The following is a 24,300-nucleotide window of genomic DNA, read 5'->3' on the forward strand; positions in this document are numbered from 1 at the left end:
AATCTATTTTTTAGCTGGTGTTTTTACAACTTTTTTAACAGTAGCTGCCGCTTTGGCCGGTGCTTTTTTCGCGCTAGCTGTTGCTTCTTCAGCTTTTGCAGGTGCAGTTTTCGGTTCTGCTGTGGCTTTAGCAACTGTTTTTACTGCGGCTTTTGGAGTCGCAGCCGCTTTTTTTACTGCTGGAGCTGCCTCTTTAACTGTTTTCTTTACCGCTTCAACAGGTTTTGCCAATACTTTTTCGGCTTTTTCTTCCGTTGCAATTGCCGCAACCTTGATGCTCTGCACCACAGGCTTAGCTTTGGCTACAGCTTTTTTAACCACCTTCTCGGCCGATTTCTCTGATTTACTGATGGCCTTGGTTACCGGTTTCTTGGCTTCTTTTGCTTTCTCTTTAGATGAGTGCATCAGCTCTTCGATTTTTTGGCCAACATCAGCTTTCACAATGGTAAATTTTTTGGTCAGTTTTTTTGCTACACGCTTGCTGGCTTTTCCAACCTCTGCACTAATCTCCGATACATCATGACCTAAACTTTTAATCACATCTAAGAATTTATCAGTTATAGATTGCTCCAACTGCTTTTTAACTTCTTTCTTGGTAATCTTTTTTTGAGACTTCGATTTAGTGGTTTTCATATTATTTTTCGTTTTTTTGTGAGGACAGATTAATTTCTATTAAATCTACTTATTTTTTTACTTTAAAGCTAAAACCATGCCTTCTTTTGATATTGTAAGTAAAGTTGATGCGCAGACACTTGATAACGCCATTAACAATGCTAAAAAAGAAATTCTTAACCGATTTGATTTCAACGGATCAAAAAGCACCATCGATCTGGATAAAAAAACAAACGTTGTAACCATAGTTACTGAAGATGATATGCGCTTAAAGGCCATTGAAGGATCTATTATTTCGCGGATGATGAAACAGAACCTTGATCCAAAAAGTTTGGATTTTGGCGATGAGCAGCAGGCTTCGGGCAATATGATCAGAAAAGAGATCAGCATTAAAGAGGGCCTGGATAAAGAAGCAGCAAAAAAGGTGGTTGCCAAAATAAAAGCAAGCGGATTAAAAGTACAACCTGCCATTATGGATGATCAGGTTCGTGTTACCGCAAAAAAAATCGACGATCTGCAGGCTGTAATCACACTTTGCAGAAATGAAGATTTTGGGCAGCCATTGCAATACATCAACATGCGCAATTAGGTTAATTGTTTAAACTGGTTAATCGGATAACTTATTATTACTCGATTAACCAATAAATGTGAATTGAGTGGTTTATTATCCTTCAAACATTCTATCATTCTATCATTCTATCAATTCACTAGCATGGAAATTAGCGAAAACGGATTTATATTTTCTGATAAAAAGGACCTGTTGGATATAACAGCCATACATCAGTACCTGAGTGAAGAGTCTTATTGGGCGAAGCATATCCCCTTGGCAACGGTAAAGCGTTCGATAGAAAATTCACTTTGCTTCGGCGTTTTTAAAGGTGCTGAACAGGTGGGTTTTGCCCGTTGGGTCACCGATAGCGCCACTTTTGCCTGGCTTTGCGATGTTTACATTAAAGAAAATTACCGCGGCCTTGGTTTATCTAAAAAACTGATGTCGTTCATGATCTTCCACCCTAACCTGCAGGGTTTACGCCGCTACCAGTTAGCTACTTTAGATGCACATGGACTTTATGAGCAGTTTGGCTTCAGCCCCATCCAAAATCCCGAAAGGCAAATGGGTATTGTAATTGCCAATGCCTATAGCAGCGGGGAATAGCGGCAAACCTTTTCTTCGTATACCTGTTTTCAATACATACCAAAATATTGAAAAACATGAAAAAGATATTTCTATTGTCTGCAGCGTTTTCTTTTACACTTGCCTTTCAGGCTTGTCAAATAGCAGATAAAAAATCATCAACAACAAAAGATAGTGTAGCCGGCGATACCAACATGGTAAATGGCAACCATGTGATTGGCTCAGAAAGTACAGAATCGGGCGTAGATGAAGCCGGAGCAACCTTTTTACGAAAAGCGGCTGTGGGCGGCATTATGGAAATTGAAGCGGCCAAGCTTGCTAAAAGCAATGCTAAGAATCAGAAAGTGAAAGATTTTGCAGCTAAAATGCTTACCGACCATACTCAAGCCAATGTAGAACTGAAAGCGCTGGCCGTAAAGAAAAAGGTAATTACACCCGATGCTTTACCTGCCGATGACCAGATGCATTTGGATCAAATGAAAAAAATGACCGGTGCTGATTTCGATAAGCATTATATGGATATGATGGTTACCGACCATGAAAAAACAGTAGAATTGTTTAAACTGGGCATGCAAAACCGCGATCAATCCATTAAAGAATGGGCTTCGAAAACTTTAAAGGTAATAGAATCGCACGATGCGCTGGCTAAACAGTTGGTTACCGAACTGAAATAAGCAAAGCTAAATAATTACAACTTAGCGAAAATCCTGAAAATCTCAGGATTTTTTCTTTTTAAAAATATGCGAATAACATCATTTTTAATACATTTTCTTCTAATAAAAAAATTAAAATTAACTTTCGGCGTTTTATACAAAATTACATAAATGAATAAGAGTAGAATTTTCAGAGCGCTTTTAGGTGTTGCGCTAGTGAGTGCGGTGCCAATGTTGGCCAATGCGCAAAAAGCAAATTGGCAAAATCTTGATCTTAAAAGTGATAGTACCTTCGGGATAAGTACCGAAAAAGCATATAAGGAACTTTTAAAGGGCAAAAAATCGGTTAAGGTAATCGTTGCAGTTAACGATGGCGGTGTAGAAGCCAGCCACGAAGACCTGAAACGCATTATGTGGGTAAACAAAAAAGAAATTGCAGGCAATGGTAAGGATGATGATAAGAATGGCTATGCAGATGATATAAACGGCTGGAACTTTATCGGTGGACCAAAAGAATCGATCAATTTCGAAACTTTAGAGTTAACCCGCCTGGTGCGCCGCGATCAGGCCCGCTTTGCCAATACCACTGATGCGAATGTTGCAGAAAAAGATAAAAAAGACTGGGAAGTTTTTAAGGCACAACGTGCTGACCTGGAAAAACAGTTGGCCGAAGCGAAAGAGAATTTAGCAGGCATAACTGGTTTTAAAAATGCATTAGATGCTGTTGTGAAAAAAATCGGAAAGGAAAACCCTACAATTGAAGATTTTAAAAACTTTAAACCAAGCACGCCAATTGAGGGTAGAATTCAAGGTGTACTGGTTAAACAGTTAGAAAACGGAAGCTTCAAAGATTTTTACGAAGATCAGATTGCAGAGGGCTTAGATTACTATACCCGCCAGGCTAAATACAACCTCAATTTAGATTATGATCCACGTGCTATTGTTGGTGATAACCCTAATGATGTTACTGAGAAATTTTATGGAAACAATGATGTAGCTGGTCCTGATGCGATGCACGGTTCGCACGTGGCCGGTATTATTGCTGCAGATAGAACTAATAAAATCGGCATTTATGGTGTTGCCGATAATGTAGCCATTATGGGTGTTCGTTGTACGCCAAATGGCGATGAACGCGATAAAGACGTGGCAAACGGTATCCGTTACGCGGTTGATAATGGTGCAAAAGTAATCAACATGAGTTTTGGTAAAGCTTATAGCTGGAACAAAGCCGTTGTTAACGATGCAATGAAATATGCGGCATCTAAAGATGTATTGATTGTACAGGCAGCCGGAAACGAGAACAAAGACATTGATGTGGAAACAAATTTCCCTAACCACAAAGATTTAGATGAGCAAACCATTGCTTCGTGGATTACAGTAGGTGCCTCTGGTCCTAAAGATGATGAAACACTTAAAGCAAGCTTTTCTAATTTCGGTAAAACGCAGGTAGATGTTTTTGCCCCTGGTGTTCAGATTTACTCAACTGTTCCGGGTTCTAAATACAAAAAATTGGATGGTACAAGTATGGCTTCTCCTGTTGTTGCAGGTTTAGCTGGATTAATCCGTTCTTATTACCCTAAATTAACAGCTGCTCAGGTAAAAGAAATCATTGTAAAATCGGTTACCAAAGTAAACCACAACGTAGAATACGCAAAAGGCGAAGAACCTGGTGCCGAAAAGGTATCAGTGCCTTTCTCTGATCTTTGTATCAGTGGCGGTATTGTTAATGCTTACAATGCATTAAAATTAGCTGCAACCTATTCAGGTAAAGCAACTGCTAAATAATCAACTGAATTTTAATGCTGAGTGGAGCCTATGCATCTCTTCGGCATAATTCCCAGTTACTGGAATAACAAAAAATGCGTTCTGAAAAATCGGAACGCATTTTTTTTGTTTATAGATCAGAGAAGTGAGGTTGATAGGCATATTGCCCATAAAATTTAAATCTCTAATGTTATATCGTAGCCATATCGATTACGAACCTATACTTTACGTCACTGCCAAGCACACGCTCATAAGCTTCGTTAACATAATTGATGTTGATTACTTCTACTTCCGAAACAATACCGTGATCGGCACAGAAATCTAACATTTCCTGTGTTTCGGCTATACCGCCAATACTCGAAGCTGTTAAAGCCCGGTTACCATGCATAAGCGCCGAACCGGGGAATTTTAAAGGCTCAGGAGGTAAACCCACACAGATGTGTACACCGTTTATTTTCAACAGCTTAAAGTACATTTCATAATTATGTGGCGCAGAAACCGAATCAATAATAAAATCGAAATGTTTGGCATATTGCTTTAACTGCTCAGGGTCTTTGGTTACCACAAAGTGATGAGCCCCCAATTTTTTAGCATCTTCTTCTTTTGAAGGCGAAGTACTTAAAACCGTAACTTCTGCCCCGAAGGCCACGGCAAATTTAACAGCCATGTGACCTAATCCACCAAGGCCTAAAACTGCAACTTGGTGTCCTGCTTTAATTCCCCAGCGCTTTATAGGCGAATAGGTAGTAATACCCGCGCATAATAGTGGTGCAACGCCAGCCAAAGGCAATTTATCGGAAACAAGCACTACAAATTCTTCGGTACACACAATCTTGTTTGAGTAACCGCCATAAGTTGGCGTAATTTTATCCCGTTCTATACTGTTGTAAGTCCATACCGTTTCGCCTTTTTCGCAAAACTGTTCTTGGCCGCCTTTGCAGGTAGGACATTCTTTGCAGCTATCTACCATACAACCAATCCCTGCTAAATCGCCTACCTTAAACTTGGTTACCTGCGATCCAACTTCGGTAATACGGCCAACAATTTCATGCCCCGGAACCATCGGATATTTTGCAGGCCCCCATTCGCTCCTTACCTGATGGATATCGGAATGGCAGATTCCGCTAAATAAAATTTCTATTAATACATCTTTCGGTCCAACATTCCTCCTATCGAAATTCCATGGAGCCAATTTATCGGTTTGGCTGTGAACAGCGTATCCTTTTGCAGCTATCATATCTATTAAATTTTGTTCAAATCTAGAAGATTAACCATTACGCATCGTCATGGCTGGTTCATTTCGGTATCTGCCACCTTGTTGCAATTACGACATTAAGCGTCCCCGTTTTTAATGAGGATTACCGAGAAGTGCATTTGTAATGCACAGACAGAAGCAATCCATGCAGCGATACAATCGCTTTTCTCATGCATCCTCGTTGCAAACGAAGACGATTTTTGCGATTGAATCTACCTCTTTAGATTAGACCTCGCAGGTCTTTGAGACCTGCGAGGTCTAAAAAACCTAAGCCAATACCTTATCAGGCGTAATTGGCAAGGTTCTGATCCTTTTCCCTGTGGCATTAAAAACAGCATTTGCTACTGCTGCAGAAAAGCCTATCAAAGCAATTTCACCCATTCCTTTTGCTCCCATTGGATTAATGTATGGATCGGGTTTATTGATAAAATTCACATCGATTTCGGGTACATCGGCATTTACCGGCACATGGTAATCGGCAAAATTGTTATTGATATATTTTCCATAACGGTGGTCGATAATAGATTCTTCGGTTAAAGCCATACCTATGCCACCTACAGCACCGCCCAACATCTGGCTTCGGGCAGTTTTAGGACTTACAATGGTACCCGAATCGCCAACTGAAACTACCTTACTCACTTTTACAACTCCTGTTAAAGCATGTACTTTTACCTGCACAAAATGGATAGAGAAGGAATACATCGAATAATTATCCCTTTCTTTTCCGCCCTGGCTTTCTTTGGTAATCTCTATTGATGGAAGATTGTTTTTCTTTAATACCTCAACAAAGTTGGCCGTAGCATCCATATTAGAATTTGCAGCCAGCTCGGCAATGGTGTTTTTTAAGGCCACGCATACATCATTAACGGCAGAGCCAACTGTTGATAAGGTGGCTGATCCACCTTGACTGGGCGCAGGAGGCAACGATGAGTCGCCTAGTTCGAAAGTAATTTTACCAACTGGAATATTTAATACTTTTTTGGCTATCAAAGTCATACCGGTACCCGTTCCAGGACCGATATCGCTTGTAGCACTTTGCAAAAGCAAGGAACCATCGGCCTTTAAAATCCCTTTTACGCTGGCTTTCCCCCTGTTGGCATTAAAAACCCCAACACTAACACCATAACCAGTTTGCCATGGTCCATCAATCAAACTGCCTGGTTTGTTCTTCCTGTTGCTCCATCCTATTTTCTCGGCACCAATTTTATAGGCTTCTTTAATGTTTTTACTCGAAAACGGTTTGTTCTTCTGTTGGTCGGTTTCAGGGTCATTTTTAATCCTAAAATCGAGAGGGTCCATATCCAGTGCATGTGCCATTTCATCAATCGCGCTCTCCAAGGCAAATGCGCCAGTAGCTTCACCAGGACCACGCATCCATATCGGTACACCTAAATCAACAGGAACAATGGCATAAGCCGTATTTACATTATCGCATTGGTACATAAATTTAGCCATGTTAACCACGCCTTCAGTAAAATTTTCGTAAGTAGCAGTTTCTCCGTAGGCCCGGTGTGTAATTCCGGTTAATTTGCCATCTTTATTGGCGCCCAAGCCTATAGTTTGTATCGCCGCGGGTCTATTGCCAACCATGGTAAACATCTGCATGCGGGTAATCACCAGTTTTACAGGTTTGCCTATATGCTTAGAAGCCATTATCGTGGCAATTTCCAATGGCCAGGTACGCAAGGCCATACCAAAACCACCGCCTACAAATTCAGAATTTACCTGAATGTTTTCCATCGGTATTTTGAATACGTTGGCAATGGTACCCTGGGTAGCTTTTACGCCCTGGGTTTTGGCATAAACAGTTACCTGATTATTTGGCCGCCAATCGGCAATAATTCCGTGCAGCTCCATCGGGTTATGGGTTTCGATTGGAAGAAAATATCTTTCTTCCAATTTAACCTCTGCAGTTTTATAAGCATTTTCTATCCCCCGTTTATAATCGGCCTGACCTTGAAGTTTTTTGGCTTTTGGATCTTTTAAAGCTTTCTCAAAATCGGTATTAAACTCTTCCTTTGCGTAGGTTGCCTTAACAAGCGAAGCAGCATAGGTTGCTCTTTCGAAAGTATTGGCCACTACAATGGCAATGGGCTGTCCGTTATAAAATATTTTATCTGTATAAAAAATCTTCATCTGCGGCCCGCCTTCCTGCTCGTAGGTTGTAGCCGATGGTTTATTTAAGTGCGAAACAACGGCAATTACACCGGGCGCCTTTTCTGCAGCTTTGGTATCCAATGCTGTAATTTTGCCCTTGGTTATGGTACTCGTAACCAAAACGCCATAGGTTAAGCCCGGCAATTCATATTCAGCAAAATATTTGGCCTGTCCGGTTACTTTTAAAAACCCATCTACGCGGTCGCTATCCTCTTTTAAAATTCGTTTTTCCATAATTAAGCTTTTGATTTTGCAAGGTTCAACGCTTCAATAATCGTATTGGGTGCCAACTTAAGTTTAAAGTTATTTTCTCCAAATCCTTTTGCCCTGGTCATAGCCAGTTTCGCCGCTTCTTCAAAATTAGCTAAAGTAGCTTCTTTTCCTTTTAAGAAATCTTCTGATGCAGTTAAACGCCAAGGTTTATGTGCCACGCCCCCCATAGCCAGTCTGATATTGGTTATTTTGTTTTCGCTGAGCTCAAATGCGGCGGCCACCGAAACCAGTGCAAAAGCATAAGATGCCCGATCTCTAACTTTAAGATAGTGGTAGTTCTTGGCCAGGTTATTTACCGGAATTTCCAGTCTGATGATCATTTCATCAGCTTTTAAGTTATTGTCTAACTGCGGGGTATCTCCGGCTAAGCGATGAAAATCTTTAAATAGCATTTTACGCTCTCCCTTGCCATTGGCGAGCACTACTTCGGCATCCAGTGCCGTTAAAGCTACGCACATATCGCTGGGATGAACGGCTATACATTTTTCTGAAGTTCCGAAAATGGCATGCATGCGGTTAAAACCGGCTAAGGCACCGCAACCTGTTCCGGGCTGGCGTTTGTTACAGGGCATTTCTGTATCATAAAAATAGCCACAACGGGTACGCTGCATCATGTTGCCCCCAACCGTTGCTACGTTTCTTAATTGTGCTGAAGCACCAGCCTGCAAAGCCCACGAAAGCAATGGCAGCTTTTCTTTAATCAGCGGATGATCTGCCACTGCAGTATTTGTAGCTAAGGCACCAATATGTATTTTATTGCCAACCTGCTCAATCTGTTTAAGCGGCACATGGTTAATGTCAATCAGCTTTTCAGGAGCGGATACCCCTCTTTTCATCAGGTCGATCAGATTGGTTCCACCTGCCAAAAATTTAGCGTTTTTATCTTTTCCCAGCAAAGCGATAGCCGATTTTGCTGTTGTTGTTCTTAAATATTGAAAATTGATCATACGTCCATCCCTCCTTTCTTTACCTCAATAATTGCATCAACAATATTTGGATAAGCACCACACCTACAGATATTTCCGCTCATATACTCACTAATTTCGGCCCTGCTGTTCGTATGCCCTTCGCGCACACAGGCTACTGCCGACATAATTTGCCCCGGTGTACAGTAACCGCATTGAAAACCATCGTGCTTAATAAAAGCGGCCTGCATAGGATGTAATGTTTCTCCATTGGCCAGACCTTCAATTGTGGTAATCTTTTTTCCTTCATTCATAACTGCTAAACTTAAGCAGGAATTTACCCGCTGCCCGTCTACATGCACGGTACAGGCACCGCACTGACCATGGTCGCAGCCTTTTTTAGTTCCGGTTAAATGCAGTTCTTCGCGTAAATAATCCAAAAGGGTTACCCGGGGCTCAACCGAAGTTTTGTATGCTTTATTGTTTACAGTTAGGTTAAGCGGGATTTTCTCAAAAAGTTCGGCAAAGCGTTCATCTGCATTAACTTCTGCAGCTTTAACGGCTACACCTGGCGTTAAAGCAATGGCTGTGATGACCGAACTCTTCTTAAGGAAATCCCTCCGGCTATCGCCCTGATTTTTTTTGTTATCCGAAGATTGCATAATCTGATATTTAGAGATGAGATGTTCTTCTAAGTTCGTCAATATATGGCTCAGAATTTAACAAATTGGAAATTTAGAATAATTCTATCGAGTAATATTTTGATATAACTTACTAGGAACAAGACGATAACAAAATAATTTTCAAAATGTTCAGTCAATTTATATTTTTATACAATGGACAATGTAAAAGCACTACCCGATTTATCAGCAGAAGAACAACGCGTTTTAGGCGCTCTCATAGAAAAAAGCAGAACAACACCCGATTATTATCCCATGACTTTAAACAGCTTAACTGCTGCATGCAATCAAAAAAGTTCGAGAAATCCGGTGGTTAACTATGATGAAGAAACCGTTACACTTACGTTAAACCAGCTTAAAATTAAAGGCTTAATATCCACTGCAACAGGCGGTTCAAGCCGAGCAACTAAATACAAACATAATTTAGCTATAGTTTACCCTTTATTGCCATCAGAGCTTGCAATTATTTGCCTATTGCTTTTACGCGGCCCTTTAACGCCCGGCGAAATCAACAGCAACTCTGGCCGTTTATACGAATTTGAAAGCATAGAAGAGGTTTTGGCGCAACTGCAAAAACTTTCGGATGAAGAACCCGCTTTTGTAAAACAGTTGGCAAAAAGAGCAGGCCAAAAAGAAGCCCGCTTTGTCCATCTTTTGGGAGAACAGGCAGAAACAGCTGTAGAAACCGAGACTGAAAACGTTTCAGCACAGCCTTTCGATACCAGCGCATTGGAAAGCCGCGTCGAAAAACTGGAGCAGGAACTGGAGGAGCTGAAAGAACTGGTAAACTTACTGATGGATAAATAATTTAAGTTCAATCTTTCATTAGTCATTAGTTTATTGGTTTGCTAAAGAATTAACAAAGCTTCCGTGATTTCTGTGTTTCCGTGGCAAATAAACCGCAGTAAAGAAATTATTCAATGATTCATTAGTCATCAGTTCATTGGTGTGCTAAAGCTACATTCACAAAGTTTCCGCGGTTTCTGTGTTTCAGTGGCAAATAAACTGCAATAAAGAAAATTGTTCAATGGTTCATTAGCCATAAGTTCATTGGTGTGCTAAAGCTACATTTACAATATTTCCGTGATTTCCGTGTTTCCTTGGCAAATAACTGCAATAAAGAAAAGTCTTAGCGAAACGCTAAGACCAGTAAGTTTCGTTAGTTTGCTAAAGCTAAACTACACTCAAACAATTTTCCGTGTTTTCCGTGCCTCCGTGGCAAAATAAACCACAAAAAGGTCTTAATGAAACCTAACACCAGTAAGAATGCCTAAAGATTCTTCACTGCGTTCAGAATGACAAAAATGTAATTCTCGTAATTACAAAAAAAAGTGCCTGGCAATTAGCTAGGCACCTAATAACAAGACAAATATAAACTTAACTAAGCCTCATATTTTTTAAAGATAGTACTGGCTGTGTGTCCGCCGAAACCAAAAGTATTATTTAAAACATAATTGATTTCTTTCTTAATTGGCTCACCCAATACAATATTTAAACCTTTAGGGATTTGCTCATCTAAATTTTTGGTATTAATTGTAGGCGGAATAATATTATCCCTGATCGAAAGCACACTGATTACACTCTCAACTGCTCCCGCTGCACCAAGCAAATGCCCAGTCATCGATTTAGTTGCGCCGATTACAACCGGCAAACCATTAAACACCGTGTTAATCGCCTGTAATTCACTCAAATCGCCCAAACCAGTTGAAGTTGCATGTGCGTTTATGTAATCAATTTTATCAGCAGTGATACCTGCATCTTTCAAAGCCTTTGTCATGCCCAAAGCTGCTCCAATACCATCTGGCGGTGTGCCGGTTAAATGATAAGCATCAGCGGCCATCCCTCCACCGATTAGCTCCGCATAAATTTTTGCACCACGGCTTAAAGCATGCTCCAAATCTTCCAATATCAATGCTCCGGCACCTTCGCTCATCACAAAACCATCCCTGGCTGTATCGAAAGGCTTAGATGCGCCCTGTGGGTCATCATTGTTTTTAGATAAAGCCTGAGCGGCATTGAAACCGCCGATAGATGATTTAGTTAGTGCAGCTTCGGAGCCACCAGCTATCATTACATTGGCTTTACCCAAACGGATGGTATCGAATGCACTTATAATTGCAGTGTTTGATGATGCACAGGCCGATACGGTACAATAATTGGGTCCGCGCAACTTATGGCGGATCGAAATTGCCCCTGCAGCGATATCAACAATCATTTTAGGGATAAAATAAGGATTAAACCTTGGCGTTCCATCTCCGGCATAAAATTCTTCCAGCTGGCTCTCGAAAGTACCTATCCCGCCGTTTCCTGTTGCCCAGATTACACCAACCTCAGCCAATTGATCGTTATCCATCGCGCTGAAATCCAAACCAGCATCTTGTATCGCCTGATCGCTCGAAGCTAAAGCATATTGCGTAAACAGATCGTATTTTTTAATTTCCTTTTTTTCCAGGTATTCTTCTGGATTAAAATCTTTTACTTCGCCGGCAAAATGCGTTTTAAACTTTGCCGGATCAAACTTGGTAATTGGACCAATACCACTTTTTCCTGCTGTTATCTGTTTCCAAAATTGCTCAACGGTGTTGCCAAGCGGGGTTATAGCACCTAAACCTGTTACTACTACTCTTTTCATTTTAATATTTTTTTAGTCAATATCCCTGAATAAATAATCGACCAACGCTTGTACTCTGGGGGCAATAATCAATATAGCAGGAATGGCCACTACATAAGAAACTGCCTACGATTTTAGCCAAACTTTTAAAAAGGCCGATGTAAATCCAAGATTAACACTTATTGCCGCAAAAGTAACTATTCCTGTAGTGAAAACAGCCATTACAAATGCGAACATGATTTTCTTTTTCATTCCTGCTACAGCTTTATTATTTTGTTGATTCAATCCAGGCCTTTCTGTTTGCATTCATTACATTTAATGCATCTGCGGGCGATTGTCTGAACAGTTCATAGATTTTGGCAGTATCCCCAACCCTGATTTCAAAATCATCATTGGCCAGCGCAGTTAAAAGATTATCGGCTACTACACTGGGCTTAATACCATTATGGCCACCAATTTCTTTTGAGAATTCGGTATCAACCAATGGCGGCATTAACTCAAAAACCTTAACAGATGTTTCTTCAAGGCTTAACCTTAACGAAGTGCTGTACGAATGCAATGCTGCTTTGCTGGCACCGTAAGTAGGTAGCGTAGCACCTGGCACATAAGCCACAATAGATGAAACATTAACGATAGCAGATTCTGTCTGTTTCTTCAATACAGGTAAAAGCTTTTGGTTGATTCTGATAATTGACAGGTAATTGGTCAGCATTTCATCTTCTGCATTGGCAAAAGCATCCTGATCAGGATCTGCCAAATTATACAGAATGGCTCTCCCTGCATTATTGATTACCATATTTAACTGCGGAAAGTCGGCTTTGATCTTTGAAACCAAAAGTTCAACGTCTTCGGCTTTGCTCACATCAGAAAGAATGGTGGTTACATTGGGTAAAGATGCGGCAACGGCATCCAGGCGCTCTTGAGTTCTACCGGTAACAATTACATGATTATCTGAAGCTGTAAGTTGTTTTGCGATCTCTAAACCGATACCGGCAGTACCGCCGATCAATAAAACAGTGTTTTGTGAAGTTTTCATTTTATTTTTTTTAAAATTTTTAAGATTAAATAAGTGCTCACAGTATGAGCATAGCTCAATTACAAAATACCAATCGGTATATTTTTAATCAAATTTTTTAGCCGAGGCTATTGATGTATTTTTTTAATGAATCCATAATTAAATTCCAATTGTCGGTTTTACCGGTTAAGCGCGAAATCATAATCCCACCTTCTATCATCGCAATCATGGTTAATGCAATCTGTTCGGCATTGTTTTCAGCTTTGATTTCCTGATTGGCAATGCCTTCTTCCACTAATTTGATGATTGCTTTTTTCCAGCCCAAAACTGCTTTAACAGCTCTTTCTCTTAACGAAGGGTGTGTATCATCCGCATCTATTGCAGTATTTAAAATTGGGCAACCGCCCATAGAATTGGTATCCTTGATAAAATCCTGATAAACATCTACATAAACCAATAGCTTTCTTTTGGTCTCTGTTTGCTTGGCCAATTGAGCGTTAATGCGGGTTACCAAACTATCCAGATTATAATCAAACGCTGCTAAAGCTACCTCGTCCTTATTGGCGAAATTGCCATAAATACTGCCTTTTGTTAAGCCTGTAGCAGCTGTAATATCATTTAAAGAAGTACCGGCATAACCTTTCATGTTAAAAATAGGTGCTGTTTTCTCTACAATAAAATTCCGCGTTTTTTCTGCCTTACTCATCTGCTTTAAATTAACAGCACAAATATATACCAATCGGTATATTTATTTGTCACAACAAAATCTTTTTTTTACGTGCCTGGTTCATACTGTATAAGAAATAAAACCCAATCCTTTTTAATGATTAAACAGATAAAGGTAGAAGTGCAACAGCGCTAAAAAATAGAGTTTCAGTTTTAACGTTTGAATTTCGTAACTTTGATTCATGAACAAACCAGAAAGCATTGAGGATTTTTACCAAAATAAATTCAGTTTTTTACCCGATAACCTGCAGGATGGTGTAGGCCACTTTAACGTTTTTAAATTAGAGGATTGTTTAAGGGACGACCATAAGCCCATGAGCTATAACCGCAGGGATTATTACAAAATATGCCTTACCCGTGGCCATAACGTATACCATTATGCCGATAAAAGTATTGAAATTGATGGCACTGCACTGGTTTTTTTCAATCCCTTGGTACCTTACACCTGGGAACTGGGCAGCGGAAAGCAAAGTGATATAACCGGATATTTCTGCATTTTTACCGAAGCTTTTTTCAAGGAGAAAATCCGCGGTAACATTGGCGACCTGCCCATGTTTGTACCTGGTGGAAATCCTGCCTATTTTTTAAATGAGACCCAAGATCTGCAGGTAGAAGGGATTTTTGCCAAAATGTTTGAGGAAATCAACACCGATTACGTGTACAAATACGACCTGTTGAGAAATTACATCACAGAAATTACCCATTTTGCCTTAAAAACCCAGCCTTCTGAAGCTTTATTTAAACATACAGATGCCAACAGCAGGATAACTTCTGTATTTACGGAGCTGCTGGAGCGCCAGTTCCCGATAGAAACCACCTCGCAAAGGTTTACCATGCGCTCGGCAAAAGATTATGCCAACCAACTTTCAGTACATGTAAACCACCTGAACCGGGCCATAAAGGAAACCACGGGCAAAACCACTACCCATTACATAACAGAACGCTTATTAACCGAAGCGAAGGCCTTACTGAAACATACAGATTGGAATATATCTGAAATTGGTTACTGCCTTGGCTTTGAAGAGCCCACACATTTTAACAATTTCTTTAAAAAACTGACCAAGCATACGCCTACCTCCTACCGTATTGTTTGAATTTCGTAATCATCGGTTTGATTAACGTAATAAACCCGATCTATTTGCAGCGTAATTTTGTGTTAACAAAAAAGAAAAAATTATGGGCAAGAAAAAAGTTTGGTTTATTACAGGAGCCTCAAAAGGCTTAGGCTTAAGCTTAGTTCATCAATTGCTAAATGCAGGCCAGTACGTTGCGGCTACTTCAAGAAATATTGACGAACTCAAAAAAGCAGTGGCCATCGGCACTGAAAAATTCCTTCCACTAGCTGTCGATCTGGGCAACGAGCAGAGTGTTGAAGAAGCAATTAAAGCAACAGTAACAAAATTTGAAAGGATTGATGTGCTGATCAATAATGCCGGATATGGTATAGGGGGAAGCATTGAGGAACTTACCGACGCCGAAACGCGCAATAGTTTTGACGTAAATGTTTTCGGAACATTAAATGTAATCAGAAAAGCTTCACCCTATTTAAGAGAACAGCGCTCGGGACATATCATCAACATCGCTTCTATAGCAGGCATTGCAGGCGCCACAGGATGGGCCATATACGCTGCAGCAAAATCGGCAGTGATTGCCTTATCGGAAGTGCTTGCAGAAGACCTGAAAGAATTTGGAATTAAAGTTACGGTAGTTGCGCCAGGAGCTTTCAGAACAAGTTTCTTAACACCAGAATCGTTGGTATTAACATCAAACCCGATTGCTGAATACGAAGCGATCAGGGCCACGCACACCCGCTACCTGAAAATGGACGGAGAACAGATCGGTGATCCAGAAAAAGCTGCAGCGGCTATGATTTCATTGGTGAGCATGCCCAATCCGCCCATTCATTTACTGCTGGGCAAAGATGCCTTTCAGCGGGCCAACACCAAAATTGAAGCTTTGGCAAAAGAAATCAATGATTGGAAAGCCATTTCAATTTCAACAGATTACGACAATTAACATTTTAACGGATTAAAAAAACAGGTTATGAAAAATCAAAAAGTATGGTTTGTAACAGGCGCATCAAAAGGCCTGGGATTAACCCTAGTACAAAAATTAATAAACCAAGGTTATCTGGTTGCCGCAACATCGCGGAATTTGAGCGACTTATCAAAAGCAGTCGGCGAATATGAAAACTTTTTGCCTTTAGCTGTAGATCTCATTAACGAAAGCAGTGTAGAGGCTGCAATAAGCCAAACCATCAGCAAATTCGGACAGATTGATGTGGTGGTAAACAATGCAGGCTACGGCATGTTGGGTGCGCTGGAAGAGCTTAGCGATAAAGAATCGCGCGAAAACTTCGATGTAAATGTATTCGGTTCCCTAAACGTGATCAGAAAAGCACTGCCACAGTTGAGAAAACAGCAGTCTGGCCATATTTTCAATATTTCTTCAATTGGTGGTTTCTCTGGCAATTTCCCCGGTTTTGGCATTTACTGTGCTACAAAATTTGCAGTGGCCGGTTTTACCGAATCGCTGGCGGCAGAGGTTAAACCTTTGGGAATAAAAGCTACAGTTGTAGAACCGGGTTATTTTAGAACAGCCTTTTTATCAGCAGGTTCATTGGCCGTTCCGGAAAAACCTATCGATGCCTATAAAGAAGTCCGCGATTCGCAGTCCGCTCACCAGAACGACATCAACAATCAACAGCCTGGCGATCCGGCCAAAGCAGCTGATGTAATGATCGAAGCAGCAAATAGCGAAAATCCGCCGCTTCATTTGTTTCTTGGTGCTGATGCTTACCATGTTGCAGAAGCCAAAATTGCCGATGTACAACGCGATATGGCCAATTGGAAGTTTTTGGCCACAGCCACCAATTTTGATGAGGTAGGTGCATAAAATTATTCCCTCGCAGATCGGATTATTGATCTGTGAGGGTTAATTAATTAAATTCTGCTTAACGAAATCTTCCATGTAAGCCTTTACCAGATCACGGGTATTTCTAAACGCCGCCATAATTTCTGCTTCAGTACCGCTTGCCTTTGCCGGATCAGGAAAATTATGATGTAATTTTACTGCCTGAGTAGGAAAATACGGGCAACTTTCTTTGGCATGGTCGCACACGGTAATCACATAATCAAACGGAACATCAAAATATTCTTCAATATGGTTTGAAGTTTGGGCCGAAATATCAATCGCATCTTCTGCCATTACTTTTACCGCCCTCGGATTTACCCCATGAACTTCAATTCCAGCACTGTAGATCTTCGCTTTATGTTGAGCAAAATGTTTCAGGTAGCCTTCTGCCAACTGACTTCTACAGCTATTTCCCGTACAAAGTACCAATATATTTTTCATCCTATTTAACAATTAGCAACAGCCGCTTCCAGGTTTACAATTCTTTTCATCTGCAGCCAGATTAACCAGTTCAACTTTTCTTTTTTCAGGTTGGGCAGGCGCACAGCATTCCTCGCCCGCAGCTGTAGTTCCACAGCTTCCGCCCCTGCCAATCGCTTTACATTGTGTGGCATCAGGTGTTAAGTTTAAAACAAGGTTTTCGCCTTCAATTTTAAATTCCCCTGGGTACATCTGCCTGGTATCAAACTGCGAATTGCCAAATTCAATTTTCACAATACCTTTTGGATTTAGCGGAAGTTTACTTTCTACCAAATTGATGATAGCCAGTGCTTTTTTTACCTGCATAGCCCTACCTTCTTCTTCCGTTGTGGGCTCCCATAGCTGTACAATAATTTCGGTCCAGGCGTTCATTACCCCACCGCAATCAACAGAAACAATTGGGGCCTGCTTAATTTCGGTGATGTGATAATTGGCGTTAACCCATTTATCGGTAGCGTACTGGAACTGTAATACCAGTTCTGGATGTTGTTGAAGTTCAGCTTTGAAACTGCTCCACTCAGTTGATAAGTTATTGATCATAATATTGCAATTTAACGATTGATTGATATAAAAAATTTTAACAGCAGTTTTGCTCGCCCTTATAGGATGCGAAAAAATCGCCAAACCGGTTTTGCAACAGTTTCCAGGTTTTGGGCTCAATGCAATAACAAATGCTCACCCCTTCTATTGTACCTTGGATAATACCTGCATTTTTAAGTTCTTTTAAGTGCTGTGAAATAGTAGCCTGCGCTAAGCCCAACTCTTCTACCAAATCGCCACAGATGCAGGTATTTGATTTAAGGATACGCTGAAGAATGGCAATACGGGCCGGATGTGCCATTGCTTTTAACCATGCTGCCAGCTGGTTCTGCTCTTCTGTAAATATTTCTGTTCTGGTAAGTCCCATAATTTTATATCGCAATATTACGATAGATAGTTTGGATATCAAAATTTATTTTTTGTCCATTAATTTCAGTTCAGCGATATTAAAAAAACAACCTACTTTTATTTTGCCGTTAAATTTTGTATTTTAAGAGGATAACTTTAACTCATGTGGAAATTTTATGCCATACTCTCTGCACTTTTTGCAGCCTTAACAGCCATTTTAGCCAAAGTTGGATTAAAAGGTGTAAATGGGAATGTAGCAACAGCGATCAGAACCGTTGTAATACTATTTATTGCCTGGGGAATAGTTTTAGCCACGGGAGAAATTTCCGAGCTTAAAACTTTAAGCAAAAACAACCTGATATTTCTGAGCTTATCTGGATTGGCAACAGGTTTATCATGGATTTTTTATTTTAAGGCACTCGAAACGGGCAACGTTTCTAAAGTTGCCCCTATCGATAAATTGAGTGTGGCCATTGCGATGGGCTTAGCCTTTTTGATATTAAAAGAGCCGATTGATGCCAAAACATTAGTTGGTGGAGGCTTGATTGTTGCCGGCAGTCTGGTTATTTTACTTTAAGAATTTAACAATGTGTCAGCTATTTCTATCTGACACATTGTTAAAACCAATAAACTATTGATTAATGAACCAGTGAACGTATAACCAACGCTCAAAAACAAAAAAAACCGCTGGCTAAATACATAGCCAACGATTTAACATTATACTTGGGATGATTGTTATTTCTTAGGCTTTGCGCTCATGTAAAAAGTAAGCTTTCCGCCATTAGTAATATCGGCATGTTTAATTTTATGATCGGTGATTTCTTTTCCGTTCAATAAAACCTTTTCTACATAAACATTTTTCTCACTCTGTTTTATGGCTTCCACTGTAAAGGTTTTGCCATTTTCGAGGTTAATTACAGCACTGTTAACCAGCGGACTACCTAAAGAATATACATCAGAACCAGGTGCAACCGGATAAAAACCTAAAGAAGAAAACATGTACCATGCGCTCATCTGTCCACAGTCGTCATTTCCACCTAAACCATCTGCCGTAGGCTTGTACTGCATATTCAGAATGTGACGCACCTGCGCCTGGGTTTTCCAAGGCTGATCGGCCCAGTTGTAAAAATAAGCAATATGATGTGCAGGTTCGTTACCGTGTACGTAGCCTCCTATAATACCTTCGCGGGTAATATCTTCAGTGTGGGCAAAAAATTCGTCAGGTAAATGCATGGTAAACAAAGTATCCAAACGCGTAGCAAATTTCTTTTTACCACCCATTACCTCGATTAACGAAGCTGGATCCTGTGGAACGAAGAAACTGTAGTTCCAGCTGTTACCTTCAATAAAACCCTGTCCTTCAGTATCTTTCGGATCAAATTCTTTCTTAAAAGTTCCATCGGCCAACTTAGGGCGCATAAAACCAGAAGCGCTATCGAAATTGTTTCTCCAGTTGTTAGAACGTTTAATAAATTCATCATAAACATCCATACGGTTTAATTTTTTGGCCAGTTGCGCAATAGACCAGTCATCATAGGAATATTCAAGATTATTGGAAACCGATATACCCGATCTTTCAGCCGGTATGTAACCTTTATCCATATAATATCCAATTCCTTCATAATCGCGGTGTTTGGCTGTTGCAATGCAGGCATCTAAAGCTTTATTGGCATCGCCGTTATAAGTACCTTTAATAATCGCATCAGAAATCACAGAAACGCTGTGGTAACCGCTCATACACCAGTTATCGTTGGCATAATGCGACCAGATTGGCAACATATGCAAACTGCTCTGATCGTAATGTGCCAGCATCGATTTTACCATATCGTTACTGCGTGAAGGCTGCGTAATGTTAAAAAATGGATGCAGGGCCCTGTAAGTATCCCAAAGCGAGAAAGTGGTGTAGTTGGTAAAACCATCAGCTTTGTGTACACCTTGATCTAAACCTTTATACTCGCCATTAATATCGGTATAGGTTGTAGGGTTGATAAAAGCGTGATATAAAGCGGTATAAAAGTTGATTTTATTATCGTTAGAGGTGCTTACCTGCACTTTGTTTAACTCTTTATTCCAGGTTGCCTGTGCCTGGGCTTTTACTTTTTCAAAATCCCATCCGGTAATTTCTGCACGCATGTTCTGCAATGCATTTTCCTGACTAACAGGCGATAGTGCAAATTTAATTTTAATCTTCTCCCCTTCCTGTGTATTGAAATCAAAAAACATTTTCAGCTTTTTGCCAGCAATTTCTGGGAAGTTCTGTTCTTGGTTAAACTTACCCCAAAAACCTCTGTAAGCTTGTTTTGCATCGTAACTTTTGCGGCCGTAGCTTTTAAAAGGTTTAGAAAAACTCATGGCAAAATAAACTGTTCTGGTTCTGGCCCAGCCATTGGTTTGGCGGTAACCGGTAATTAAAGTATCGTTAACTACACGGACATAGGTCCATACGGTTTTTTCTTCATAGTTGTAAATGCCGGCCATCAGATCCAAAATAATATGCGATTGATCTGATTTAGGGAAAGTATACTGGTGCATGCCTACCCTTGTAGTTGAGGTAAGCTCGGCAGTAATGTTATCATCGTCCAGTTTAACTTTGTAATAACCTGCTTCGGCAACTTCGTTGGCATGAGAAAATGCCGAACGGTAACCACCTTTTGGGTTTGCAGCAGTACCTGGGTTTAACTGCAATTTACCCTGCGTAGGCATAATCAAAAAGTCGCCCAGATCAGAGTGGCCCGTACCGCTGAAATGCGTGTGGCTAAACCCTGTAATGGTTTTATCTTCGTACTTGTAGCCGGCACAGTATTTATAAACATCGCCATTGTACTTCCCGTTTACTTCGTAAGATAAGGTATCGGTTTCGGGACTCAGTTGAACCGAACCAAATGGAACAGTAGCCCCAGGATAGGTATGCCCCATTTTAGAGGTGCCGATAATCGGCTTTACATACTGCACCAAATTCTGCTGTGCCGATGCCACCATGGCTGAGAGCAAAAGACAAGGCAGGATAACTTTTTTAATCATATCTTTTAAAAATTAGCTTGTTTTGTTGAAAATTCTAAGGTATAAATTTATTGCCAAATATGCATAAAACATCACACTAAAACGTTTAAGTAAAACAAAAAATACATTTTAGATCCTTGAAGATACAATTTATTGTGCTTTGAAGTGCTACACGTTTAAAAACCCTTGCAGTTTAACCCTTTTTACAAGTAACTGACTTGCATTAATTAATTTCAAGCAAATAAACCTTATTTTTGCATCCTATATTTTTAAAATGAGTAAACACGGTAGAATTCTGGTTGCCATGAGTGGCGGGGTTGATAGTTCGGTAGCGGCGGTAATGTTGCATGAGCAAGGTTATGAGGTTATTGGTTTAACTATGAAGACCTGGGACTACGCAAGCTCGGGCGGAAGCAGCAAAGAAACTGGTTGTTGCTCGTTAGATAGCATTAACGATGCGCGTACACTGGCCGTTAACTACGGTTTCCCCCATTATATACTCGATATTAGAGATGAATTTGGCGATTATGTAATCGATAATTTTGTGGATGAATATTTAGCCGGCAGAACTCCAAACCCTTGTGTACTATGCAATACGCATATTAAATGGGAAGCATTGTTAAAACGTGCCAATAAACTGGATTGCGAATTTATTGCAACTGGCCACTATGCCAACATCCGCCAGCAAGATAGCGGCCGTTATGTAATTTCGAAAGGAAAAGACGAGAATAAAGACCAGTCTTACGTATTGTGGGGTGTTTCGCAAGAAAACCTTTCACGTACCAAATTCCCGTTGGGCAGTTTTGCCAAATCTGAAATCAGACAGATGGCTTTGGATATGGGACAGGAAGAACTGGCAAAAAAATCAGAAAGCTACGAAATCTGCTTTGTTCCAGATAACGATTACCGTGCTTTCTTAAAACATAAGGTAGAAGATCTGGAAGATAAAGTAGCAGGAGGTAATTTTATTTTGAGCAACGGAATGGTTGTTGGCCAGCATAAAGGTTATCCTTTTTACACCATCGGTCAACGTAAGGGTCTGGGCGTTGCTTTCGGCGAGCCTATGTTTGTTACGCAGATCCTTCCGGAGAGCAATACGGTTGTTTTGGGCAAGGCAGAAGAACTGGAACGCCGCGAAGCCATGGTAAGGAATATTAATTTGATTAAATATGCCAGCATTGAAGAACCAATGAACGATGTAATAACCAAAATACGTTACAAAGATGCAGGTATGCTGAGTACAATTGTACAGGAAAAAGATAGAATGCGTGTAGTATTCGATCACAATGTTTCTGCAATTGCACCGGGCCAATCGGCAGTTTTTTACGAAGGCAATGATTTATTGGGTGGCGGTTTTTTAGTTTAAATACACCTCAGTATATATTATCAAAAACGGGTATCCTTAAGGTTATCCGTTTTTTTTTGCCTAAAAAATACGCACACCATTATTTACTAAACTATTAAAGCACTTATTCATTACATTAATTAACAGGCAATTACAAAAAAACACTTAAATAGTCAATTTAAATAACCAATTTCGTTAAGTTTTTTATCACTCACTCCCTTTAAAAATATTGATCGAGGCTGTTTTCCAATGGATATAACCCAAGTTGCCACAGGCCTGCGCAACAAAGTTTTCTACCCCTTCGGACACATCGTTTACCACGCGCCACCTAATTTTATATTTCGGGTTATAACTGATATACACCACCAAATCTTCACTGCGTTGTCCAATGGCCTGCATGGGCTGTAAATGAATATCCTGAAGATCTGCAGCAGCAATCCTTAAGCGCTCATTCATAATCTTACCCAATGAATGATCCGGTCTAAAGTCTGTTTCGAAAATAGCTAAAACGGTAACGGTCATAGAAAAATAAATATATCAGCAAACAAACGAAGCCATGAGCTTTTTGTTTAAAATAATTAAATATCATACGCAGCACACCTGTGAAGATGCCTTTTAGCGTATGCTGGTTTCTCCAAAAGCAAATCTATACTAAAAAAATTAGCATCCAAATTTATTCTGATATTTTTTTTAGCCGGAAAGAAAATTATATCAAAGCATGACAACGAAAGTTACAGCGGTTAATAACTTCTGCATTGTGCATAACTATCTTAAACATCTGAAAGCTAGAACAGTTATCTAATTATAAAAAGAGAGCTTATGAAAAAGTGCATCTATGTAGTAGAAGATAATCCAAATATCAGAGAGATTATCGAGTTTCTGCTGATCGAAGAACTCTATGAGGTAAAAACCTGTCCGAACACCAACGACTTTTGGCTACAGATGAACAAACACATTCCGGATATGGTAATTTTAGATATTATGCTGCCCGATGGCAATGGCCTCGACATCTGCAATTCGCTGAAACGGAACGTCAAAACCCACGATATACCCGTAATGATGATGTCGGCAAACAATCACCTCAATGCAGTTAAAGCCAAATGTGATGCCGAAGATTTTATCAACAAACCTTTTGATCTGAACGACTTTGCAAGCAGGGTTGAAAAATATTTACAGAATTAAATTTCATAAAAAAAGCAACAGCGGCAAAATTCACCGCTGTTGTAATGTTTTCTTAAAGGGCAATAGCCTCTACCGCTTTATCCAAAGCTTCGTCTTTTAGGTTTGGCATACTTACGCCTTCTACCCTAAAAACGGTAACATCTACCATCCCCAAAAACCCAAGTACCGATCGCAGGTATGATTCTGTAAAATCATAGGCTTTCATTGGTCCTTCAGAATATACACCGCCTGATGAAATTGCGATATACACCTTTTTGTTTTTGATCAAACCTTCAGGACCGTTTTCTGAATAACTAAAAGTTTGGCCGGCACGGGCAATATGATCAATCCATGCCTTTAAAGTAGAATGGATACCAAAATTATACATCGGCGCACCAATTACAATGGCATCGGCAGCCTTTAGCTCCGCAATTGCCTGGTCCGAATGTTTTACCGCTTCAGCCAGATCAGGTGTTTGGCTTTCGAGTGGTGTAAAGAAAGAATTGATATGCACTTCTTCTAAATGCGGGAATGGCGAGCTTGTTAAATTGCGTGTAGTTATGCTACTATCAGGATTTGCTGACTGTAATTTTTCTACAATTGCATTTCCTAATTTGATGCTGAAAGATGCTTCGCCCCTTGGGCTTGATATTACATGTAATATTTTCATTTTTTTTGCCTTTTTATTTCAGGCAAAATTATAGATATGAAGTATCGAAAAGCTACT

Annotated in this window: 26 protein-coding genes; 11 read left to right on the plus strand and 15 right to left on the minus strand. The window is 40.2% G+C overall.

Going from position 1 to position 24,300, the window contains the following annotated elements:
* Positions 1–3: 3 nt before the first annotated feature.
* A complete protein-coding gene (locus ACS5PU_RS06370; protein ID WP_439458439.1) occupies positions 4–633 on the minus strand; it encodes a hypothetical protein in 630 nt (209 codons plus the stop codon).
* Positions 634–709: 76 nt separating this feature from the next.
* On the opposite strand from ACS5PU_RS06370, the gene ACS5PU_RS06375 reads away from it, so the two are divergent.
* The 4 genes from ACS5PU_RS06375 (at position 710) to ACS5PU_RS06390 (ending at position 4,185) form a co-directional block, all read left to right on the plus strand.
* A complete protein-coding gene (locus tag ACS5PU_RS06375; RefSeq protein ID WP_439458440.1) occupies positions 710–1,201 on the plus strand; it encodes a YajQ family cyclic di-GMP-binding protein in 492 nt (163 codons plus the stop codon).
* Positions 1,202–1,324: 123 nt separating this feature from the next.
* Positions 1,325–1,768, plus strand: a complete 444-nt coding sequence (locus ACS5PU_RS06380) for a GNAT family N-acetyltransferase (protein ID WP_439458441.1) — start codon at positions 1,325–1,327, stop codon at positions 1,766–1,768.
* A gap of 56 nt (positions 1,769–1,824) precedes the next feature.
* The gene (locus tag ACS5PU_RS06385; protein WP_439458442.1) at positions 1,825–2,421 is read left to right on the plus strand and encodes a DUF4142 domain-containing protein; all 597 of its coding nucleotides are present in this window, start codon (positions 1,825–1,827) and stop codon (positions 2,419–2,421) included.
* Between the two features lie 150 nt (positions 2,422–2,571).
* Positions 2,572–4,185: a S8 family peptidase gene (locus ACS5PU_RS06390; protein WP_439458443.1), complete on the plus strand. Its 1,614-nt coding sequence runs from the start codon at positions 2,572–2,574 to the stop codon at positions 4,183–4,185.
* A gap of 169 nt (positions 4,186–4,354) precedes the next feature.
* Here ACS5PU_RS06390 and ACS5PU_RS06395 read toward each other — a convergent pair whose 3' ends face one another.
* The 4 genes from ACS5PU_RS06395 to ACS5PU_RS06410 all read right to left on the minus strand — a co-directional run bounded on the left by ACS5PU_RS06395 (position 4,355) and on the right by ACS5PU_RS06410 (position 9,458).
* The gene (locus ACS5PU_RS06395; protein ID WP_439458444.1) at positions 4,355–5,401 is read right to left on the minus strand and encodes an NAD(P)-dependent alcohol dehydrogenase; all 1,047 of its coding nucleotides are present in this window, start codon (positions 5,399–5,401) and stop codon (positions 4,355–4,357) included.
* Positions 5,402–5,686: 285 nt separating this feature from the next.
* Positions 5,687–7,810, minus strand: coding sequence for a xanthine dehydrogenase family protein molybdopterin-binding subunit (locus ACS5PU_RS06400; RefSeq protein WP_439458445.1), 2,124 nt, complete (start codon positions 7,808–7,810; stop codon positions 5,687–5,689).
* Positions 7,811–7,812: 2 nt separating this feature from the next.
* Positions 7,813–8,796 (minus strand): FAD binding domain-containing protein, encoded by a 984-nt coding sequence (locus ACS5PU_RS06405; protein WP_439458446.1) that lies wholly within the window; start codon positions 8,794–8,796, stop codon positions 7,813–7,815.
* Complete coding sequence (locus ACS5PU_RS06410) at positions 8,793–9,458, minus strand: (2Fe-2S)-binding protein (protein WP_439458447.1); 666 nt, start codon at positions 9,456–9,458, stop codon at positions 8,793–8,795. The genes ACS5PU_RS06405 and ACS5PU_RS06410 overlap by 4 nt, the downstream gene beginning before the upstream one ends.
* Positions 9,459–9,590: 132 nt before the next feature.
* On the opposite strand from ACS5PU_RS06410, the gene ACS5PU_RS06415 reads away from it, so the two are divergent.
* Positions 9,591–10,241 (plus strand): YceH family protein, encoded by a 651-nt coding sequence (locus ACS5PU_RS06415; protein WP_439458448.1) that lies wholly within the window; start codon positions 9,591–9,593, stop codon positions 10,239–10,241.
* A 574-nt stretch (positions 10,242–10,815) separates the two neighbouring features.
* Here the strand turns inward: ACS5PU_RS06415 and fabF are convergent.
* The 4 genes from fabF to ACS5PU_RS06435 all read right to left on the minus strand — a co-directional run bounded on the left by fabF (position 10,816) and on the right by ACS5PU_RS06435 (position 13,766).
* Positions 10,816–12,066, minus strand: a complete 1,251-nt coding sequence (fabF, locus tag ACS5PU_RS06420) for a beta-ketoacyl-ACP synthase II (protein WP_439458449.1) — start codon at positions 12,064–12,066, stop codon at positions 10,816–10,818.
* A gap of 105 nt (positions 12,067–12,171) precedes the next feature.
* Positions 12,172–12,297, minus strand: a complete 126-nt coding sequence (locus ACS5PU_RS06425; RefSeq protein WP_439458450.1) for a DUF2798 domain-containing protein — start codon at positions 12,295–12,297, stop codon at positions 12,172–12,174.
* 16 nt (positions 12,298–12,313) lie between these two features.
* Positions 12,314–13,081 carry an SDR family oxidoreductase gene (locus ACS5PU_RS06430; RefSeq protein ID WP_439458451.1) on the minus strand — a complete coding sequence of 256 codons (768 nt, stop codon included), beginning with the start codon at positions 13,079–13,081 and terminating at the stop codon, positions 12,314–12,316.
* A 97-nt stretch (positions 13,082–13,178) separates the two neighbouring features.
* Positions 13,179–13,766: a TetR/AcrR family transcriptional regulator gene (locus tag ACS5PU_RS06435; protein WP_439458452.1), complete on the minus strand. Its 588-nt coding sequence runs from the start codon at positions 13,764–13,766 to the stop codon at positions 13,179–13,181.
* Positions 13,767–13,968: 202 nt separating this feature from the next.
* Between ACS5PU_RS06435 and ACS5PU_RS06440 the strand changes: the two genes are divergently transcribed.
* From ACS5PU_RS06440 to ACS5PU_RS06450, 3 genes are all read left to right on the plus strand, one after another.
* Positions 13,969–14,880, plus strand: a complete 912-nt coding sequence (locus ACS5PU_RS06440; RefSeq protein WP_439458453.1) for a helix-turn-helix domain-containing protein — start codon at positions 13,969–13,971, stop codon at positions 14,878–14,880.
* Positions 14,881–14,962: 82 nt separating this feature from the next.
* Positions 14,963–15,802 carry an SDR family NAD(P)-dependent oxidoreductase gene (locus ACS5PU_RS06445; protein WP_439458454.1) on the plus strand — a complete coding sequence of 280 codons (840 nt, stop codon included), beginning with the start codon at positions 14,963–14,965 and terminating at the stop codon, positions 15,800–15,802.
* A 27-nt stretch (positions 15,803–15,829) separates the two neighbouring features.
* Positions 15,830–16,681 carry an SDR family oxidoreductase gene (locus ACS5PU_RS06450; protein ID WP_439458455.1) on the plus strand — a complete coding sequence of 284 codons (852 nt, stop codon included), beginning with the start codon at positions 15,830–15,832 and terminating at the stop codon, positions 16,679–16,681.
* Between the two features lie 39 nt (positions 16,682–16,720).
* Here ACS5PU_RS06450 and ACS5PU_RS06455 read toward each other — a convergent pair whose 3' ends face one another.
* Genes ACS5PU_RS06455 through ACS5PU_RS06465 form a run of 3 tightly spaced genes read right to left on the minus strand, consistent with a single transcriptional unit; the run spans position 16,721 to position 18,086 of the window.
* The gene (locus tag ACS5PU_RS06455; RefSeq protein WP_439458456.1) at positions 16,721–17,140 is read right to left on the minus strand and encodes an arsenate reductase ArsC; all 420 of its coding nucleotides are present in this window, start codon (positions 17,138–17,140) and stop codon (positions 16,721–16,723) included.
* A 12-nt stretch (positions 17,141–17,152) separates the two neighbouring features.
* Complete coding sequence (locus tag ACS5PU_RS06460; protein ID WP_439458457.1) at positions 17,153–17,719, minus strand: DUF6428 family protein; 567 nt, start codon at positions 17,717–17,719, stop codon at positions 17,153–17,155.
* Between the two features lie 37 nt (positions 17,720–17,756).
* Positions 17,757–18,086, minus strand: coding sequence for an ArsR/SmtB family transcription factor (locus ACS5PU_RS06465; protein WP_439458458.1), 330 nt, complete (start codon positions 18,084–18,086; stop codon positions 17,757–17,759).
* Between the two features lie 144 nt (positions 18,087–18,230).
* On the opposite strand from ACS5PU_RS06465, the gene ACS5PU_RS06470 reads away from it, so the two are divergent.
* A complete protein-coding gene (locus ACS5PU_RS06470; RefSeq protein ID WP_439458459.1) occupies positions 18,231–18,644 on the plus strand; it encodes an EamA family transporter in 414 nt (137 codons plus the stop codon).
* A gap of 158 nt (positions 18,645–18,802) precedes the next feature.
* On the opposite strand, the gene ACS5PU_RS06475 is transcribed toward ACS5PU_RS06470, so the two are convergent.
* Positions 18,803–21,088, minus strand: coding sequence for a GH92 family glycosyl hydrolase (locus tag ACS5PU_RS06475; protein ID WP_439458460.1), 2,286 nt, complete (start codon positions 21,086–21,088; stop codon positions 18,803–18,805).
* Between the two features lie 253 nt (positions 21,089–21,341).
* On the opposite strand from ACS5PU_RS06475, the gene mnmA reads away from it, so the two are divergent.
* Positions 21,342–22,433, plus strand: a complete 1,092-nt coding sequence (mnmA, locus tag ACS5PU_RS06480) for a tRNA 2-thiouridine(34) synthase MnmA (RefSeq protein WP_439458461.1) — start codon at positions 21,342–21,344, stop codon at positions 22,431–22,433.
* A gap of 186 nt (positions 22,434–22,619) precedes the next feature.
* Here mnmA and ACS5PU_RS06485 read toward each other — a convergent pair whose 3' ends face one another.
* Complete coding sequence (locus ACS5PU_RS06485) at positions 22,620–22,934, minus strand: hypothetical protein (RefSeq protein ID WP_439458462.1); 315 nt, start codon at positions 22,932–22,934, stop codon at positions 22,620–22,622.
* A 297-nt stretch (positions 22,935–23,231) separates the two neighbouring features.
* On the opposite strand from ACS5PU_RS06485, the gene ACS5PU_RS06490 reads away from it, so the two are divergent.
* The gene (locus ACS5PU_RS06490; protein WP_439458463.1) at positions 23,232–23,594 is read left to right on the plus strand and encodes a response regulator transcription factor; all 363 of its coding nucleotides are present in this window, start codon (positions 23,232–23,234) and stop codon (positions 23,592–23,594) included.
* A gap of 52 nt (positions 23,595–23,646) precedes the next feature.
* Here ACS5PU_RS06490 and ACS5PU_RS06495 read toward each other — a convergent pair whose 3' ends face one another.
* The gene (locus ACS5PU_RS06495) at positions 23,647–24,243 is read right to left on the minus strand and encodes an FMN-dependent NADH-azoreductase (protein ID WP_439458464.1); all 597 of its coding nucleotides are present in this window, start codon (positions 24,241–24,243) and stop codon (positions 23,647–23,649) included.
* Between the last annotated feature and the right edge of the window lie 57 nt (positions 24,244–24,300).

The sequence above is a fragment of the Pedobacter sp. GSP4 genome (genome assembly GCF_051857575.1).
Taxonomy (GTDB): domain Bacteria; phylum Bacteroidota; class Bacteroidia; order Sphingobacteriales; family Sphingobacteriaceae; genus Pedobacter.

Excerpts from the sequence above, each read along its gene's own strand:
- ACS5PU_RS06370 (WP_439458439.1), bottom strand. The coding sequence starts at position 633 with ATGAAAACCACTAAATCGAAGTCTCAAAAAAAGATTACCAAGAAAGAA.
- ACS5PU_RS06375 (WP_439458440.1), top strand. The coding sequence starts at position 710 with ATGCCTTCTTTTGATATTGTAAGTAAAGTTGATGCGCAGACACTTGAT.
- ACS5PU_RS06380 (WP_439458441.1), top strand. The coding sequence starts at position 1,325 with ATGGAAATTAGCGAAAACGGATTTATATTTTCTGATAAAAAGGACCTG.
- ACS5PU_RS06385 (WP_439458442.1), top strand. The coding sequence starts at position 1,825 with ATGAAAAAGATATTTCTATTGTCTGCAGCGTTTTCTTTTACACTTGCC.
- ACS5PU_RS06390 (WP_439458443.1), top strand. The coding sequence starts at position 2,572 with ATGAATAAGAGTAGAATTTTCAGAGCGCTTTTAGGTGTTGCGCTAGTG.
- ACS5PU_RS06395 (WP_439458444.1), bottom strand. The coding sequence starts at position 5,401 with ATGATAGCTGCAAAAGGATACGCTGTTCACAGCCAAACCGATAAATTG.
- ACS5PU_RS06400 (WP_439458445.1), bottom strand. The coding sequence starts at position 7,810 with ATGGAAAAACGAATTTTAAAAGAGGATAGCGACCGCGTAGATGGGTTT.
- ACS5PU_RS06405 (WP_439458446.1), bottom strand. The coding sequence starts at position 8,796 with ATGATCAATTTTCAATATTTAAGAACAACAACAGCAAAATCGGCTATC.
- ACS5PU_RS06415 (WP_439458448.1), top strand. The coding sequence starts at position 9,591 with ATGGACAATGTAAAAGCACTACCCGATTTATCAGCAGAAGAACAACGC.
- fabF (WP_439458449.1), bottom strand. The coding sequence starts at position 12,066 with ATGAAAAGAGTAGTAGTAACAGGTTTAGGTGCTATAACCCCGCTTGGC.
- ACS5PU_RS06425 (WP_439458450.1), bottom strand. The coding sequence starts at position 12,297 with ATGAAAAAGAAAATCATGTTCGCATTTGTAATGGCTGTTTTCACTACA.
- ACS5PU_RS06430 (WP_439458451.1), bottom strand. The coding sequence starts at position 13,081 with ATGAAAACTTCACAAAACACTGTTTTATTGATCGGCGGTACTGCCGGT.
- ACS5PU_RS06435 (WP_439458452.1), bottom strand. The coding sequence starts at position 13,766 with ATGAGTAAGGCAGAAAAAACGCGGAATTTTATTGTAGAGAAAACAGCA.
- ACS5PU_RS06440 (WP_439458453.1), top strand. The coding sequence starts at position 13,969 with ATGAACAAACCAGAAAGCATTGAGGATTTTTACCAAAATAAATTCAGT.
- ACS5PU_RS06445 (WP_439458454.1), top strand. The coding sequence starts at position 14,963 with ATGGGCAAGAAAAAAGTTTGGTTTATTACAGGAGCCTCAAAAGGCTTA.
- ACS5PU_RS06450 (WP_439458455.1), top strand. The coding sequence starts at position 15,830 with ATGAAAAATCAAAAAGTATGGTTTGTAACAGGCGCATCAAAAGGCCTG.
- ACS5PU_RS06455 (WP_439458456.1), bottom strand. The coding sequence starts at position 17,140 with ATGAAAAATATATTGGTACTTTGTACGGGAAATAGCTGTAGAAGTCAG.
- ACS5PU_RS06460 (WP_439458457.1), bottom strand. The coding sequence starts at position 17,719 with ATGATCAATAACTTATCAACTGAGTGGAGCAGTTTCAAAGCTGAACTT.
- ACS5PU_RS06465 (WP_439458458.1), bottom strand. The coding sequence starts at position 18,086 with ATGGGACTTACCAGAACAGAAATATTTACAGAAGAGCAGAACCAGCTG.
- ACS5PU_RS06470 (WP_439458459.1), top strand. The coding sequence starts at position 18,231 with ATGTGGAAATTTTATGCCATACTCTCTGCACTTTTTGCAGCCTTAACA.
- ACS5PU_RS06475 (WP_439458460.1), bottom strand. The coding sequence starts at position 21,088 with ATGATTAAAAAAGTTATCCTGCCTTGTCTTTTGCTCTCAGCCATGGTG.
- mnmA (WP_439458461.1), top strand. The coding sequence starts at position 21,342 with ATGAGTAAACACGGTAGAATTCTGGTTGCCATGAGTGGCGGGGTTGAT.
- ACS5PU_RS06485 (WP_439458462.1), bottom strand. The coding sequence starts at position 22,934 with ATGACCGTTACCGTTTTAGCTATTTTCGAAACAGACTTTAGACCGGAT.
- ACS5PU_RS06490 (WP_439458463.1), top strand. The coding sequence starts at position 23,232 with ATGAAAAAGTGCATCTATGTAGTAGAAGATAATCCAAATATCAGAGAG.
- ACS5PU_RS06495 (WP_439458464.1), bottom strand. The coding sequence starts at position 24,243 with ATGAAAATATTACATGTAATATCAAGCCCAAGGGGCGAAGCATCTTTC.